The 15,371-nt window shown below is 63.8% G+C and carries 13 protein-coding genes and 1 tRNA gene; 6 read left to right on the top strand and 8 right to left on the bottom strand.

Features of this window, described 5'->3' with window-relative positions; genetic code table 11:
* Nucleotides 1–5 precede the first annotated feature (5 nt).
* Together KUH32_RS07640 and secA are read right to left on the bottom strand one after the other, a co-directional pair.
* A complete protein-coding gene (locus tag KUH32_RS07640) occupies nucleotides 6–989 on the bottom strand; it encodes a translocase (RefSeq protein WP_217777440.1) in 984 nt (327 codons plus the stop codon).
* 115 nt (nucleotides 990–1,104) lie between these two features.
* Entirely contained in the window at nucleotides 1,105–3,861 is a 2,757-nt protein-coding gene (gene secA / locus KUH32_RS07645; RefSeq protein ID WP_217777441.1) for a preprotein translocase subunit SecA, read from the bottom strand.
* A 186-nt stretch (nucleotides 3,862–4,047) separates the two neighbouring features.
* Here secA and KUH32_RS07650 point away from each other — a divergent pair, with 186 nt between their 5' ends.
* From KUH32_RS07650 to KUH32_RS18565, 4 genes are all read left to right on the top strand, one after another.
* Nucleotides 4,048–4,899, top strand: coding sequence for a peptidylprolyl isomerase (locus KUH32_RS07650; RefSeq protein WP_217777442.1), 852 nt, complete (start codon nucleotides 4,048–4,050; stop codon nucleotides 4,897–4,899).
* Nucleotides 4,900–6,126 (top strand): bifunctional glutamate N-acetyltransferase/amino-acid acetyltransferase ArgJ, encoded by a 1,227-nt coding sequence (argJ, locus tag KUH32_RS07655; RefSeq protein ID WP_217777443.1) that lies wholly within the window; start codon nucleotides 4,900–4,902, stop codon nucleotides 6,124–6,126.
* A 44-nt stretch (nucleotides 6,127–6,170) separates the two neighbouring features.
* On the top strand, nucleotides 6,171–6,569 hold the full coding sequence (gene mutT / locus KUH32_RS07660) for an 8-oxo-dGTP diphosphatase MutT (RefSeq protein ID WP_217777444.1): 399 nt from the start codon (nucleotides 6,171–6,173) through the stop codon (nucleotides 6,567–6,569).
* A 138-nt stretch (nucleotides 6,570–6,707) separates the two neighbouring features.
* Nucleotides 6,708–6,842, top strand: coding sequence for a hypothetical protein (locus tag KUH32_RS18565; RefSeq protein WP_284438320.1), 135 nt, complete (start codon nucleotides 6,708–6,710; stop codon nucleotides 6,840–6,842).
* 66 nt (nucleotides 6,843–6,908) lie between these two features.
* Here the strand turns inward: KUH32_RS18565 and infB are convergent, their stop codons facing one another.
* The 5 genes from infB to aroQ form a co-directional block, all read right to left on the bottom strand.
* Nucleotides 6,909–9,398, bottom strand: coding sequence for a translation initiation factor IF-2 (gene infB, locus KUH32_RS07665; protein ID WP_217777445.1), 2,490 nt, complete (start codon nucleotides 9,396–9,398; stop codon nucleotides 6,909–6,911).
* Nucleotides 9,395–10,042 (bottom strand): RNA-binding protein, encoded by a 648-nt coding sequence (locus KUH32_RS07670; protein ID WP_217777446.1) that lies wholly within the window; start codon nucleotides 10,040–10,042, stop codon nucleotides 9,395–9,397. The genes infB and KUH32_RS07670 overlap by 4 nt, the downstream gene beginning before the upstream one ends.
* Nucleotides 10,039–11,655 carry a transcription termination factor NusA gene (gene nusA / locus KUH32_RS07675; protein WP_217777447.1) on the bottom strand — a complete coding sequence of 539 codons (1,617 nt, stop codon included), beginning with the start codon at nucleotides 11,653–11,655 and terminating at the stop codon, nucleotides 10,039–10,041. The genes KUH32_RS07670 and nusA overlap by 4 nt, the downstream gene beginning before the upstream one ends.
* Nucleotides 11,655–12,230, bottom strand: coding sequence for a ribosome maturation factor RimP (gene rimP, locus KUH32_RS07680; RefSeq protein ID WP_217777448.1), 576 nt, complete (start codon nucleotides 12,228–12,230; stop codon nucleotides 11,655–11,657). Before rimP ends, nusA begins: the two co-directional genes overlap by 1 nt.
* A gap of 128 nt (nucleotides 12,231–12,358) precedes the next feature.
* Nucleotides 12,359–12,796 (bottom strand): type II 3-dehydroquinate dehydratase, encoded by a 438-nt coding sequence (aroQ, locus tag KUH32_RS07685; RefSeq protein ID WP_217777449.1) that lies wholly within the window; start codon nucleotides 12,794–12,796, stop codon nucleotides 12,359–12,361.
* A 558-nt stretch (nucleotides 12,797–13,354) separates the two neighbouring features.
* Between aroQ and KUH32_RS07690 the strand changes: the two genes are divergently transcribed.
* Nucleotides 13,355–14,077, top strand: coding sequence for a Hint domain-containing protein (locus tag KUH32_RS07690; protein WP_217777450.1), 723 nt, complete (start codon nucleotides 13,355–13,357; stop codon nucleotides 14,075–14,077).
* Nucleotides 14,078–14,135: 58 nt separating this feature from the next.
* Here the strand turns inward: KUH32_RS07690 and KUH32_RS07695 are convergent.
* Nucleotides 14,136–14,222, bottom strand: a tRNA-Leu gene (locus KUH32_RS07695).
* A gap of 147 nt (nucleotides 14,223–14,369) precedes the next feature.
* On the opposite strand from KUH32_RS07695, the gene KUH32_RS07700 reads away from it, so the two are divergent.
* Complete coding sequence (locus tag KUH32_RS07700) at nucleotides 14,370–15,353, top strand: complex I NDUFA9 subunit family protein (RefSeq protein WP_217777451.1); 984 nt, start codon at nucleotides 14,370–14,372, stop codon at nucleotides 15,351–15,353.
* Nucleotides 15,354–15,371: the final 18 nt, after the last annotated feature.

The following is a 15,371-nucleotide window of genomic DNA, read 5'->3' on the forward strand; positions in this document are numbered from 1 at the left end:
CCGTCTCAGTTGGACGCGATTTTCAGGTCTTCGACAACGTTTTTCAACACCAGAAAATCCCCGACGCCGTCGCAACCGGGCATCTCGAGCGTCAGGTCATGCACCCGCAACCCGTTTTCGCCGCGCAGTTCCAGGGTCTGGGCCTCGACAGTGGTGTCGCAGTTCGCCGCGGTGATCTCGGCCTCGACCGAAACCGCGATTTCGCCGACGCGCTGCGCTGTGCCGGCAGGAAAGCTGTAGATTTCTGCCAGCAGCGCCTCGGGCGCATTGCTCGTTCCCAGCCGGGTCAGAAAGCCGCTTTCGCCGCGCGCGGTGGCGGCCAGGTCGCCGGTGGATGCAGCCCAGACATGGCCTTCGCCGAAATAGTCGGCGCCGAATTCGCGAGCATGAAGCTGCAAACCGGCTTCGCCTTTCCACTGCAGAACGACACGATCGTAGAACGGCAGCGAGCTGACCTCGGCCGTTGCCATCGCACCTTCGCCATCATTGAACGCGGCGATGAAGACAGCCTGTTCGGCCAGCGCGGGGATGCGCAGCGACAAGGTGCCGTCAGGCTGCATCGTGTCGGTGACCATCATGCCGTTATGGTGCAATGTCACCCGTTCGCTGCCGTGGCAGGGTGCCGTGATCGACAGATCGACCTGGGCACCGGCTGTGGCCTGGGCGGTCATCTCGACCGCGCAGGCCAGTGCCTGGGGTTGCGTTTGCGCGGGCAGCGAAGGTTCGATCGGAACGTCGACCGAAGCGGCGGTGGCGACCGGTGTTTCCGGCAAATCCGTCAGCGCGGGTTGTTCCGCCGGCATTTCGGGAACGGCGAGGGCAGTCGAGGTCGGCGTCACCGAGGTGACGGCGAGCGGCGGGGTATTCGTCTGTCCGGCCGAGTCGGATGGCTTGGCCGCCGAGAATTGCATGTAGGCGCCAAGGCCCAACGCCACGGCCAGGGTGCCTGCGGCCAGCGCATATGTCTTGAGGTTTTGCAGCAGAGCCATCCCGCCCTCCGTGACCATCACATCACGGTATCCTGACGGTCAAAGGTGGCGTCGATGGGGCAACGCGTGGGAGTCATTGCGGCGGGTTGCGTGCCGAGTTCACCAGATGTTGTGGTCAGGCCAGGCGGCCGTGGCAATGCTTGAATTTCTTCCCCGATCCGCAGGGGCAGGGATCGTTCCGGCCGGGATTGCCCCAGGTTGCCGGGTCGGTTTCGTCGAAACCGTCGACCAGCGGTTCGGCTACCGCCAGTGCGGCTCCGGCCCCTGCATCTGCCGAAGCCGGTTGCGCGGGTGCATCGGGTGTGGCGGGCCGTGTCGGAGCGGCACCGGCGGCACGCTGCTGCATTGCCGCCTGCTGCTGCGCCAACTTCTGCATCAATGCCTGCTGTTCTTCCTGGGTCATCGGACGGACCTGCGCCAGCTTTTGCGTCACCTCGGCGCGCAGGCTATCCAGCATCGATTCGAACAGCTGGAAGGCTTCGTTCTTGTATTCGTTCAGCGGATCGCGTTGGGCGTATCCGCGGAAGCCCACGACCGAGCGCAGGTGCTCGAGCGTCAGCAGGTGTTCGCGCCACTTGCCATCGATGGTCTGCAGCAGAACCTGCTTTTCGATCTGGCGCATTGTCTCTGGGCCGAATGCCTCGGCCTTTTCGGCCATGTACTTGGCGGTTTCGTCTTCGAGCCGCTCGCGGATCACGTCCTGGTCCACGCCGTCCTCGTCTCCCCAGGCGATGATCGGCAGATCGACGCCCAACTGCTCCATCACGGCGGCGTAGAGCCCCTGCATGTTCCACTGTTCCGCATAGGTCTTGGGCGGCGCGTAGGTGTCGACCAGATCGTCGATCACCTCGTTGCGCATGTCCTCGGTGACCTCGGACAGGTCTTCGGCCTCCATGATCTCGCGGCGCTGTGCAAAGATCACCTTGCGCTGGTCATTCATCACGTCGTCGAACTTGAGCAGCTGCTTGCGGATGTCGAAGTTGCGTCCTTCAACCTTGGCCTGCGCGCGTTCCAGCGACTTGTTCACCCAGGGGTGCACGATCGCCTCGCCTTCCTTCATGCCCAGCGTCGAGAGCACCTTGTCCAGCCGTTCCGAACCGAAGATGCGCATCAGGTCGTCTTCCAGAGACAGGTAGAACGACGATTTTCCCGGGTCGCCCTGGCGGCCCGACCGGCCGCGCAACTGGTTGTCGATCCGGCGGCTTTCGTGGCGTTCGGTGGCCAAGACGAACAGCCCGCCCGCATCCTTGACCGCCTGTTCGTCGGCCTTGTGCGCGTCTTCGATGCGGCGGCGGATTTCCTCGGGGTCGCCTTCGGGGTCGGCGGCGATGGCTTCCATCACCTTGAACTCGACATTGCCACCCAGCTTGATGTCGGTGCCGCGGCCAGCCATGTTCGTGGCGATGGTGATCGCGCCCAGCTTGCCGGCATCGGCGACGATCTGCGCCTCCTGCTCGTGCTGACGGGCATTCAGGACGTTATGCGTGAGCTTGGCGGCGGTCAGCATCTGGCTCAGCATCTCGGATTTCTCGATGGATGTGGTACCCACCAGCACCGGCTGACCGTTGGCATGCGCTTCCTTGATCTTTTCGACGATGGCTTCGTATTTCTCGCGCGCGGTGCGGTAGACGGCGTCGTCCTCGTCGATCCGGGCAACCGGCAGGTTGGTCGGCACCTCGACCACGCCCAGCCCGTAGATCTGCTGGAATTCCTCGGCCTCGGTCGACGCAGTGCCGGTCATGCCGGCCAGTTTTTCATAGAGGCGGAAGTAGTTCTGAAAGGTCACGCTGGCCAGCGTCACGTTCTCGGGCTGGATGTTGCAGCCTTCCTTGGCCTCGATGGCCTGGTGCAGACCGTCCGACAGGCGGCGGCCCGGCATCATGCGGCCGGTGAATTCGTCGATCAGCACCACATCGCCGTCGCGGACGATGTAATCCTTGTCCTTCTGGAACAACTTGTGCGCACGCAGGCCCTGGTTGACGTGGTGCACCACCGTCGTGCTTTCGGGGTCGTACAGCGATTGTCCTTCGGCCAGAAGGCCGCGAGCGTGCAGGTTTTCCTCGAGGAACTCGTTGCCCTCGTCGGTGAAGGTCACGTTGCGGGTCTTTTCGTCCAGCGAATAGTGCTCGTCGGTCAGGTCGGGGATCAGCTTGTCGATCGCGACATACAGCTCGCTTCGGTCCTGCGCCGGGCCCGAGATGATCAGCGGGGTCCGCGCCTCGTCGATCAGGATGCTGTCCACTTCGTCGACGATCGCGAAATGGTGGTCGCGCTGGAACATCTGACTGAGTTCCGACTTCATGTTGTCGCGCAGGTAGTCGAAGCCCAGTTCGTTGTTGGTGGCATAGGTGATGTCGCACGCATAGGCGTCGCGCTTTTCCTGCTCGGGCTGCTGCGGATAGACGACTCCACAAGTCATGCCGAGGGCGCGATAGACCTTGCCCATCCACTCCGCGTCGCGGCGGGCAAGATAGTCGTTCACCGTGACGATATGCACGCCGCGGCCGTTCAGCGCGTTCAGATAGGCCGGGAATGTGGCGACCAGCGTCTTGCCTTCGCCGGTCTTCATCTCGGCGATGTTGCCCTGGTGCAGAAAGATGCCACCCATCAGCTGCACGTCGAAGGCGCGCAGGCCAAGCGCCCGCTTGGCGGCTTCGCGACAATTGGCGAAGGCTTCGGGCAGGATGTCGTCCAGCTTGGCCCCTTCGGCAACCCGCGCCTTGAGTGCTTCGGTCTTGGCGATCAGGCCGGCATCGTCGAACTTCTCGAACTCGGCTTCCAGCGCGTTGATCTTCTCGACCAGCGGGCGGGTGGCCTTGACCTTGCGGTCATTCGGGCTGCCGAACACCTTGCGCGCGATTTTTCCCAGCATCGAGGATTTGCCCCACCTGTTTGTTTGTCTGACGCCGTGCGTCTATGGCTTGCCCGCCGCGCGGTGAGCCCATATGTCAACAGACAGGAACGACCGGCCGCGAAAAGCCTACCGGGGCGATGTAAGGGGCGGGTCAGAGCGTGTCAACGCCGCCCATGTCGCGGCCCCACAGGGAACATCCATTCCATGCAGAAACCCCTCATGACCCTGGCCGCCACGGCGGTCGCACTGGTGCTGGCCCTTCCGGCCGCGGCCCAGGACGAAGCCAATGCCGAAACCGTGGTCGCCACCGTCAACGGGAAAGACATCACCCTGGGCCACCTGATCATCGTGCGCACGGCGCTGCCCGAACAATACCAGCAACTGCCCGATGACGTGCTGTGGGACGGTATTCTGGAGCAGCTGATCCAGCAGGAGGTCATGGCCCAGGATCCGACCGCGGCCGACACCAAGCGCGTGACCCTCGCGCTGGAAAACGAACGCCGGCAATTGCTGGCCGCCGAGGTTGTGGCCAAGCTTGCCGTCGAAGCGGCCAGCGAAGACGCGCTGCGCGCGGCCTACCAGGCGCAGTATGTCGACGCCGAGCAGCCGATGGAGTTCAACGCATCGCATATCCTGGTGGAAACCGAGGACGAGGCCAAGGCGCTGGTCGAGTCGCTGAACGGCGGTGCCGATTTCGCGGAGCTGGCCAAGGAAAAATCCACCGGACCGTCCGGCCCCAACGGCGGTGCGCTTGGCTGGTTCGGCCCCGGCATGATGGTGCCGCCATTCCAGGAAGCCGTCGAAGCGATGGAGCCGGGCACGATCTCGGGGCCGGTTCAGACGCAGTTCGGCTGGCATGTCATCCGCCTGAACGAAACCCGCCAGACCGAGGCGCCGGCGTTTGACGAAGTGCGCGAGCAACTGATCAGCGAAGTCCAGGAAAAGGCGGTTTCGCAACGGATCGAGTCGCTGCTGGGCGCAGCCGAAATCACCAAGACGACGGCGGCCGATACCGACCCGTCGCTGCTCAACAAGGTCGAGCTTCTGGAGGACTAATTGGCCAAGACCTATCAGCGGTCGCCCCTGGCGCCGGACACTTTCCCAGACCTTCCCGTGATAGACGGGCTGCGTCTTGCCACCGCCGAAGCCGGTGTGCGCTATGCCGGCAGACGCGACGTGCTGCTTGCTGTCCTGTCGCCCGGGACGACGATGGCGGGAGTTTTCACCCGCTCGGCGACGCGGTCGGCGAATGTGCTGGATTGCCAGGCCAAGATCGGTGCGGACAGCGATGCGGGCGCGGCGATCGTCGTGAACTCGGGCAATTCCAATGCTTTCACCGGCAAGGCAGGGGATGGGTCGGTCGCGGCGATCTGCCAGGCGGTGGCCGAGCGCACCGGCCTGCCGGCATCGCGCGTCTTCACCTCGTCCACCGGTGTGATCGGCGAACGCCTGCCGCATGACCGCATCATCGCCAAGCTGGATGCGCTGCTGGGTGCGCTGGACCCCGCCAAGATCGACGAGGCCGCACAGGCCATCATGACCACCGACACCTTTCCCAAAGGCGCCTCGGCCACGGTCGAGATCGGCGGCAAGCCGGTCAGGATCGCGGGTATCGCCAAGGGGTCGGGCATGATCGCGCCGGACATGGCGACGATGCTGGTCTACATCTTCACCGATGCAAGGATCGCGCGTGCCGACCTGCAACCCATGCTGAACCGGCTGACCGATCTGACCTTCAACAACATCACCGTGGACAGCGACACGTCGACGTCGGACACGCTGCTGCTGGCGGCCACCGGCGCCTCGGGTGTCGATGTGACCGGTCACGCGGTTTTCGAGGATGCGCTGCATGCGGTGATGCTGGATCTGGCCCATCAGGTGGTGAAGGATGGCGAAGGCGCGACGAAATTCGTCACCGTGCGTGTCACCGGGGCCGCGAGCGATGCCGACGCGCGCGTCCATGCCTTGTCCATCGCGAATTCGCCTCTGATCAAGACCGCGATCGCGGGAGAGGACCCGAATTGGGGCCGCGTCGTGATGGCCATCGGCAAGTCGGGCGCCGCAGCCGATCGCGACACGCTGTCGATCCGGTTCGGCGATATCCTGGTCGCGGAAAACGGTTGGGTGGCAGAGAGTTACAAGGAAGCTGACGGTGCGGCCTACATGAAGAACCAGAGCCTGACGATCCATGCCGATATCGGTCTGGGGCAGGGTCAGGCCACCGTCTGGACATGTGACCTGACCCACGGTTACATCTCGATCAACGCCGATTACCGGTCGTGACATACCGGGCGGACGCCTGGCGTCTGCCCGCTTCGGAGCCTCTCATGAAGACCGTTCTCGTTTCTGCCGTGGCGCTGATCGACCGTGACGGACGCGTGTTGCTGGCGCAACGCCCCGAAGGCAAGTCGATGGCCGGTCTGTGGGAATTTCCCGGCGGCAAGGTCGAGCCGGGCGAAACCCCCGAAGCCGCGCTGATCCGTGAACTGGAAGAAGAACTGGGCATCAACACCTGGGCGTCCTGCCTCGCGCCGCTGACCTTTGCCTCGCACAGTTACGACGATTTCCACCTTCTGATGCCGCTGTTCGCCTGCCGAAAATGGGAAGGAATCCCGCAGTCGCGCGAAGGGCAAAGCCTGTCCTGGGCCCGTGTGGGGGAATTGCGTGACTACCCGATGCCGCCGGCCGATATCCCGCTGATCCCGATCCTGCGCGATTGGCTGTGAGGACCGCGTGTCGCGATCCGAAAAGGCTTGGCCGCCCGTGCCAACCGCGAAGGCCGGTCGCTACGACAAATGTCGACTCGCTTTGTTTACCAATCCGGCCTAACTAAAGGCATGTCATTGACCTGGGGAGGAATTGACATGCTTCGCACCATCGTTCTGGGCAGCTGCGTGTCCGTGCAGGGCTTGTTCGAAAAGTCGCTGCCGGACGGCCGCATTTCGATCCGCGTGGACAACAAGATCTTTACCGGTTTGCCGGTCGCCAAGGCCGCCTGACCCGGCACGCGCTGGCACAAAAAAGGGTGCCGCAGAGGGCACCCTTTCCGGTTCGATTGCGACCGCTTAGTCCAGCGTGCGTTCGACTTCTTCGCGTTCGAAGATTTCGATCACGTCGTCCGGGCGTATGTCGTCGTAGTTCTCGAACGCCATGCCGCATTCCTGGCCGGACTGTACCTCGGCAACCTCGTCCTTGAAGCGCTTGAGCGTCTTCAACGTGCCTTCGTGAATCACGACGTCGTCGCGCAGCAGGCGGACACCGGCCGACCGGCGGGCGACGCCTTCGGTGACGAGGCAGCCGGCGACCTTGCCGACCCCGGTGACCTTGAAGACTTCCTTGATCGTGGCATAGCCGATGAACTTTTCGCGGATTTCGTTCGACAACAGGCCCGAAGCCGCCGCCTTCACGTCGTCCACCAGGTCGTAGATCACGCTGTAATAACGAATCTCGACGCCTTTCTGGTTGGCCACGTCGCGGGCCGCCTTGTTGGCGCGGACGTTGAAGCCGAAGACCGGCGCGCCCGAGGCTTCGGCCAGGCCGACATCGGTTTCGGTGATCGCGCCGACGCCGGAATGAAGCACCCGCACGCGGACCTCGTCGTTGCCGATCTTTTCCATCGCCTGAACGATGGCTTCGGCAGAACCCTGCACGTCCGCCTTGACCAGGATCGGCAGCTCGGAGACGTTTTCGTCTTCCTTGGCCTTGGCCATGAGCTGTTCCAGCGTCGTGGCGGCACCGGCCGCGGCGCGCTTTTCCTTGGCGACATTGGCACGGTACTCGGCGATCTCGCGGGCCTGTGCTTCGGTTTCGGTGACGTTCAGGACGTCGCCGGCCTCGGGTGTGCCGTTCAGGCCCAGAACCTCGACCGGAACCGACGGCCCCGCTTCTTTCACGCGCTCACCCTTGTCGTTGATCAGCGCGCGGACCTTGCCGTACTGTTCGCCCACGACAAAGATGTCGCCCTGGCGCAGCGTGCCGTTCTGCACCAGAACGGTGGCGACGGGGCCGCGGCCGACATCCAGCTGCGCCTCGATCACGGCGCCTTGCGCGGCGCGGTCGGGATTTGCCTTGAGTTCCAGGATTTCCGCTTGCAGCGCGATGGCCTCGAGCAGTTCGTCCAGACCCTGGCCGGTCACTGCCGAAACCTCGACATCCTGCACCTCGCCCGACATCTCTTCGACGATGACTTCGTGCTGAAGCAGGTCGGTGCGGACCTTGGTGGGGTTGGCCGACGGCTTGTCGATCTTGTTGATCGCAACGATCATCGGCACCTTGGCTGCCTTGGCGTGGTTGATCGCCTCGACGGTCTGCGGCATGACCGCGTCATCCGCCGCGACAACCAGCACCACGATATCCGTCACCTGCGCACCACGCGAGCGCATCGAGGTAAAGGCGGCGTGGCCCGGCGTGTCGAGGAAGCTGAGCGTCACGCCATCCTTCGTCTGCACCTGGTAGGCGCCGATATGCTGGGTGATGCCGCCGGCCTCGCCCGCGGTAACCTTGGTGTTGCGGATCGCGTCCAGAAGCGACGTCTTGCCGTGGTCGACATGGCCCATGATCGTGATGACCGGCGGGCGCGGCTTGAGATCCTCGGGCTTGTCCTCGACGGCCGTGATGACGTCTTCGACGTCGGCATCGGACACGCGCGTCACGCGGTGACCGAATTCCTCGATGATCAGTTCCGCGGTGTCGGCGTCGATCGATTGGTTCTGCGTGGCCATGATGCCGTTGTTCATCAGTGACTTGACGACATCGCCCACGCGTTCAGCCATCCGGTTGGCCAGTTCGGCCACGGTGATCGCTTCGGGCAGCTGCACGTCGCGGATGACCTTTTCGCGGTTTTGCTGTCCGCCCATCGCCTTTTGACGGGCGCGCTCCTGTTTGCGCTTCATGGCAGCCAGCGATTTCTGCCGCCCGCCTTCGCCGCCCAGGGCCTGGTTCAGCGTCAACTTGCCCGCCCGGCGACCGCCATCGTCCCGACCACGGGCCGAGCGACCGCGATCCTCGCGTTCGCGTTCGGCCTTGCGGGGTGCGGCTTCCTTCGGTTTGGCCGCAGCGCGAGCCGGCGTCTCTTCGCGTGCCGCGGCTGGCGGAGCGCTGGCGCGCTTGGCCTCTTCTGCGGCCTCGCGGGCCTTGCGTTCGTCTTCCTCGGCCTTGCGCCGCGCGGCTTCTTCGGCCTCGCGTTGCTCGCGCTCTTTCTGTTCCTTCTCGGCGCGCAGGCGCTCGCGCTCTTCGGCACGGGCCTTTTCCTCGGCTTCGCGTTGCGCGGCGTCTTCGGCTTCGCGGGCCTTCGCAGCCTGCAAGGCTTTCAGGCGGCGTTCCATTTCGGCATCCGAAATGCCCGCGGGGCGTTTCGCGCCGGAGGCCGGTGCCGCTGTACCGGATGCAGCCGCGGCCTTGCCCGCAGCGGCGCCCGGTTTCGGGACGACCACGCGCTTGCGCTTGGTTTCCACCACGACGTTCTTGGTCCGGCCATGGCTGAAGCTTTGCTTCACGTTCCCCGAACGGGCGCCACCGCGCAGTCCCAATGTCTTTTTGCCGTCGTTATCGCTCATGTAGTGTCTTTTCCTTTCCGACGGCCCCTGCCGCCGTGATCCGCATCAACCGTTCCGACGCGTATGCCCTTCAAACGTTGGGCTTCCTCTACAACACGCTGCGTGAGTCCGCCAGCGCCAAGCGCGGCGTGTATCACCTTTTGTCGCCCGAAGGCCAGTCCCAGCTCATCGGCGGTCAGCCAGCCGATGTATTTGCCGCCATGGGGCGTGCTCAGCTTCGATTTCCCGCGGCCCGACCCGTCTTCAGCCTGGATCAGCACCCTGGCTTCCTCGCGGTCGAGTTTGGCCTTGACCTTTTCGTAACCGGAAACCGCGTCGCCAGATTTTCGGGCCAGGCTGATCAGGTCCACGACCCGCCTGGCCAGCATCGCTTCGATCCGTTGGACGAGATCCTCGGGAACCGTGACGGTCTGACGCGCGGCCTTCGCGAACAGGCCTTTCGAAGCGGCCTTTTCGAGAATCCCTCGGTCGGCTGTCACATATAGGCCCCGACCTGGCAGTTTACCAGCCACATCCGGGACGATACCACCCTCCGGGCCCATGACAAAGCGGACGAGACCGGTTTTGCCACCGGTCTCTCCAGTCACGATGCAGCGCCGTTCCGGCCCCGTATCGCGATCCTTGTCGTGGCCGCCTCGGGTCATGCCTGTGTTGCTTCCTCGGCTTCTTCCTCGCCTTCCTCGGGCTCGGCCACCAGATCGGCAGGATCGACCCAGCCCAGCATGACGCGGGCGGTCATCACCATGTTCTGCGCCTCTTCCAGGCCGACGTCGAACTTTTCAAGGATGCCGTCATCCTTGACCCGCTCGCCGTCGACCGTGGTCCAGCCGCCGGCCAGTTCCCAATCGGCGCAGGTCGCGAAATCTTCCAGCGTCTTGACCCCGTCCAGGGCCAGGGCCTCGACCATCTGGGGCGTCAGACCCTCGAAGGCGATCAGGCTGTCTTCGGCACCCAGTTCTCGGGCGCGTTCCAGTGCCTTGCGGGCCTGTTCTTCCAGGAATTCGCGGGCGCGGGTCTGCAATTCGTTGGCGGTGTCCTCGTCGACGCCGTCGATGACAAGCAGCTCGTCCATCTCGACATAGGCGACTTCCTCGAGGTTGGTGAAGCCTTCCGACACCAGCAGCTGGGCAAAGAATTCGTCCACGTCCAGCGTTTCCATGAACAGGTTCGTGCGCTCCTCGAATTCCTTCTGGCGGCGCGCCGATTCCTCTTCCTCGGTCATGATGTCGATATCCAGACCGGTCAGCTGCGAGGCCAGGCGCACGTTCTGACCACGGCGGCCGATGGCCAGGCTGAGCTGTTCCTCGGGCACGACGACCTCGATGCGCTCGGCGTCTTCGTCCAGGACGACCTTGGTCACCTCGGCCGGTTGAAGCGCGTTCACCAGGAAAGTCGGGACATCCTCGTTCCACGGGATGATGTCGATCTTTTCGCCCTGCAATTCGTTCACCACCGCCTGAACGCGGCTGCCGCGCATGCCGACGCAGGCGCCGACCGGGTCGATCGAGTTGTCGTAGCTGATGACGCCGATCTTGGCGCGCGAGCCGGGGTCGCGGGCGACGGCCTTGATCTCGATGATGCCGTCGTAGATCTCCGGCACTTCCATCTTGAACAGCTCGGCCATGAATTCTGGTGCAGTGCGCGACAGGAAGATCTGCGGGCCGCGGGCCTCGCGGCGGACGTCCTTGACATAGCAGCGGATGCGGTCGCCGGGGCGATAGCTTTCGCGGCCGATCTTTTCGTTGCGGCGCAGGATCGCTTCGCCGCGGCCGACGTCGACGATGACGTTGCCGTATTCTTCGCGCTTGACGGTGCCGTTGATGATGGTGCCGGCGCGGTCCTTGAATTCCTCGTACTGACGGTCGCGCTCGGCTTCGCGGACTTTCTGCAGGATCACCTGCTTGGCCGATTGCGCGGCGATGCGGCCCAGTTCGACCGGCGGCACTTCTTCGACGAAGGTGTCGCCGACCTTGGGGTCTTCCAGGTACTGCTTGGCCTGCTCGACCGTCATCTCGGCCTGGTAGTTCTCGACAGCGTCATCCTCGACCACGGTACGAACGCGGGTGAAGGTGGCCTTGCCGGTCTTGCGGTCGATCGACACGCGGATGTCCATCTCGGCGCCGTAGCGCGACTTGGCGGCCCGGGCGAGGCTTTCTTCCATCGCCTCGACCACCAGCGCCGGGTCGATCATCTTTTCGCGCGCAACGGCTTCGGCCGTCTGAAGCAGTTCCAGCTGGTTGGCTGATGTAATGGCCATTATTGATCCTCCGCCTCCGAGGGTTCTTCCTCGATTTCGTCATACTTGGTTTCGTCGATGATGCCGGCGGCCTTGCGTTGCCGCAGCATCTCCTTGATCAGGTCATCGGTCAGGACGAGCTTGGCGTCGCTGAGCCAGTCGAAATGCAGGCCGACGGTGCCCTCGTCGATGTTGATCAGAACCTCGTCGCCCTCGACACCGGCAAGCACACCCTTGAAGCGCTTGCGGCCGTCGATCATCTGGCTGGTCTCGATCCGCGCCTCGTAGCCTTCGAACGTGTCGAAATCCTTGAGCCGGGTCAGCGGCCGGTCGATACCCGGGCTGGAAACCTCCAGGTTGTAGGCATCGGTGATCGGGTCTTCGACATCCAGCGTGGCGCTGACCATGGTCGAGATCTCGGCGCATTCGTCCACTTCGATACCACCTTCGGGACGTTCGGCCATGATCTGCAATGTCGGCGTGGCGCCGCCCATCAGCCGAATCCGCACCAGTTCGTATCCCATCCCTTCGATCACGGGGGTCAGGATTTCGGCCAGGCGCTTGTCCATCGCGGTCTTGGCGATCAGGTCGGTCATGGGTCCTCGGAACACAAAAAAACGGGCCAGCGGCCCGTCGGAGATTTCGGTGGGCGCCGGGTGTGGACCCCGACGCGCCGCTGTTGCCACGCATATAGGGATGCGAACGGCGACTCGCAAGCGAAATGTCAGGCCAGGGTTTCGGCCATGTGACGCAGAGCCAGTCGATAGCCGTGGACACCGGCGCCGGCGATGACCGTGTCGGCCCGGTGACTGACATAGGAATGGTGCCGAAACGCTTCGCGTTTGTGAATTTGGCTAATGTGGACTTCGATCACCGGGCCGTCGAACGCGTTCAGCGCATCCAGGATCGCCACCGAGGTATGCGAATAGGCCCCGGGATTGATGACGATGCCTGCCGCCTCCTGGCGCGCCTGCTGAATCCAGTCTACCAACTGGCCTTCCCAGTTCGATTGCTTGGCGGTGACGGTCAGGTCCAGCGTTCGGCCGAATTCGACGCTGTCGGCCTCGACATCAGCGAGGGTCGTCGCGCCGTATATCTCGGGCTGGCGTTGTCCCAACAGGTTCAGGTTCGGCCCGTTCAAGAGCAGGATGGCATGTGGCATGGCGCGCCCCGGATTGTTCGCGCCCTGATTGCCAGCAAAGACGTCCTCTGGAAAGCCCGTCGTCCTCCGAAGTCGTCCGGGCGCGGCATTCCGGGCACGCCGAAACAAGGCGGCGGGATGCGGCCGCGCAGCGGAAATGGCCTCTGATTTGCACCACCGATCCCGTTTTTCCGGGGAAAACGAGCCGGCGTTTCCTCGCGAGAGGGGCTTGACTCGGTGTCCTCGACAACTTTCGGTCGAAGTCTTCGCACTTTTTGCGGACGGTGTGTCGACTTGGTGTCGGTGGTCCGAACTTTTGCCGGTTTTTCGCCGCATGCACGGCACCGGGCATTCGACCTAAAGCTGTATTGCAGGGCAACGATTATCGGAAATTGTGCCCCAGCACAGGCCAGTCGTTTCCGAGCCGGACGATTGTGCAACCACAGCGCGTAAAACGACGGCCGCTGCCCCGAATATGCCGCAATGGGACATTGTGCGACGACGCGTACAAATCCCTTTGTCACCATATTTCCGGCGTAGGCGACTGGCATGTTTGGAGATGTGACGTGTGCGTAAAGGTTGCCGTCGGTTCGGCACGTAAGCGGTCAGAGTATGAGTATTGCCAAATCCTGGTGCGTAAGTCAGCGCGGTGCTTCGGAGCGCGATGCCCTCGCGGTTTCCCGTCCGGACCGCCGCGCTGTTCAGTTCTCCGGTCCCGTGATCCCCGGCCTCGCGGCAGGGACCAAGATCAAGGGTGCTGGGGGCGAAGTCGATGTGGCCGACCTGCGGCCGGGCGACCCGGTTCTGACACGCGACAACGGATATCAAGCCCTTCGGTTCTGCGGTCCGCTGTCCACGACGGCGGCGTTCATGGAAGGTGGTTCTTCCTCGCGTCCGATCCGGGTGCGCGCCGGTGCGCTTGGCTCGGGTCGCCCGGAACGCGACGTGTTGATCAGCCCGATGCAGCGCATTCTGGTTTCCGGCAGCCGGGTCAAGAAGCTGGCCGGCATGTCCGAGATGCTGGTCGCGGCTGGGCATCTGAGCCATCTGAACGGCATCGACCGGGTCGATTCCCCGGCCCCGGCTTTTGTCGCGATCGCGTTCGACCATCATGAACTGGTGATGGCCAACGGCCTGTGGATGGAGAGCCTCAGCGCCGATTGGTGCCACATCGATGCGGTCACAGTCGGCGGCCGGAAGGGTATTGAACGCGATGGGCAGACAGGCGAACAAGACCGGTATTCCCCGAACCGCGAAGCGCGTCGGACCCTGCCCGCGTCACAGGCCCTGATGCTGGCGTAACGACGCGCTTTCCAGTTCGGGCGATGCCGCTTCTCGGGATTTCGTCGGTTCTGGAAAGTGGTGCCCAGGAGAGGACTCGAACCTCCACGGCCGTTAAGCCACTGGTACCTGAAACCAGCGCGTCTACCAATTCCGCCACCTGGGCAGGTGTCGTGAGCAGGGCGTTTACGCGCGCCGCAAGACCGTGTCAATCGCCTTTTTCCGCCGCCATGGCGCGCGGCAATCCAGCACCTTGCCGGTCCTGCCTGGGATGGGTATTCCTGCCGGTAACCTACGGTCCAGGAGGCGGCTCATGTCCAAACTCGTCACGATTTACGGAGGCTCCGGATTCGTCGGGCGCTACATCGCGCGGCGCATGGCGAAACAAGGCTGGCGGGTACGTGTCGCCGTGCGACGCCCCAACGAGGCGCTGTTCGTCCGTCCCTATGGCGTGGTCGGCCAGGTCGAGCCGGTCTTCTGCAACATCCGTGACGACGCCAGCGTGCGGGCCGTCATGCAAGGCGCCGACGCGGTCGTCAATTGCGTCGGCACCTTCGACAAGAGCGGCAAGAACAACTTTGACGCAGTCCAAAACGACGGCGCCGAGCGCATCTCCCGTATCGCGGCGGAACAGGGCATCACGACGATGGTTCACCTTTCGGCGATCGGAGCGGACGCAGACAGCGACAGCGATTACGCGCGCACCAAGGCTCTTGGCGAAGAAAGCGTGCTGCGGCACATGCCGAATGCGATGATTCTGCGGCCATCGGTCGTTTTCGGCCCGGAAGACCAGTTCTTCAACCGCTTCGCCGGCATGGCGGCGATCAGCCCGGTCCTGCCGCTGGTCGGTGCCGATACCCGTTTTCAGCCGGTCTATGTCGACGATGTGGCGCAGGCCGCGGTGTTGGGTGTGACGGGGCAGGCCAAGCATGGGATCTACGAGCTGGGCGGTCCTGACACCAACACGTTCCGCGAACTCATGCAGCAGATGCTGACGGTGATCCGCCGCCGCCGGCTGATCCTGAACATCCCCTTCGGGATCGCCGCGATCATCGGTTCGGTGTCCGATTTCGTCCAGCGGCTGACGTTCGGACTGGTTCCGGCACAGATCACCCGCGACCAGGTGCGTAGCCTTCGCCGCGACAACGTGGTTTCGGACACGGTACAGGGCTTCGCCGATCTCGGCATCGCGCCGGTCGCGCTCGAGGCGATCCTTCCGGACTACCTGTGGCGCTTCCGTCCTTCCGGTCAATATGCGGCAATCAAGGAATCGGCCGAGAACCTGCGTTCGCAATAGGCGCGACCGCCCAAGGCA

This window comes from Thalassococcus arenae, from assembly GCF_019104745.1.
Classification (GTDB): Bacteria; Pseudomonadota; Alphaproteobacteria; order Rhodobacterales; family Rhodobacteraceae; genus Thalassococcus_B; species Thalassococcus_B arenae.

Coding starts and splice junctions, on each gene's coding strand:
- KUH32_RS07640 (WP_217777440.1), bottom strand. CDS start 989: ATGGCTCTGCTGCAAAACCTCAAGACATATGCGCTGGCCGCAGGCACC.
- secA (WP_217777441.1), bottom strand. CDS start 3,861: ATGCTGGGAAAAATCGCGCGCAAGGTGTTCGGCAGCCCGAATGACCGC.
- KUH32_RS07650 (WP_217777442.1), top strand. CDS start 4,048: ATGCAGAAACCCCTCATGACCCTGGCCGCCACGGCGGTCGCACTGGTG.
- mutT (WP_217777444.1), top strand. CDS start 6,171: ATGAAGACCGTTCTCGTTTCTGCCGTGGCGCTGATCGACCGTGACGGA.
- KUH32_RS18565 (WP_284438320.1), top strand. CDS start 6,708: ATGCTTCGCACCATCGTTCTGGGCAGCTGCGTGTCCGTGCAGGGCTTG.
- infB (WP_217777445.1), bottom strand. CDS start 9,398: ATGAGCGATAACGACGGCAAAAAGACATTGGGACTGCGCGGTGGCGCC.
- KUH32_RS07670 (WP_217777446.1), bottom strand. CDS start 10,042: ATGACCCGAGGCGGCCACGACAAGGATCGCGATACGGGGCCGGAACGG.
- nusA (WP_217777447.1), bottom strand. CDS start 11,655: ATGGCCATTACATCAGCCAACCAGCTGGAACTGCTTCAGACGGCCGAA.
- rimP (WP_217777448.1), bottom strand. CDS start 12,230: ATGACCGACCTGATCGCCAAGACCGCGATGGACAAGCGCCTGGCCGAA.
- aroQ (WP_217777449.1), bottom strand. CDS start 12,796: ATGCCACATGCCATCCTGCTCTTGAACGGGCCGAACCTGAACCTGTTG.
- KUH32_RS07700 (WP_217777451.1), top strand. CDS start 14,370: ATGTCCAAACTCGTCACGATTTACGGAGGCTCCGGATTCGTCGGGCGC.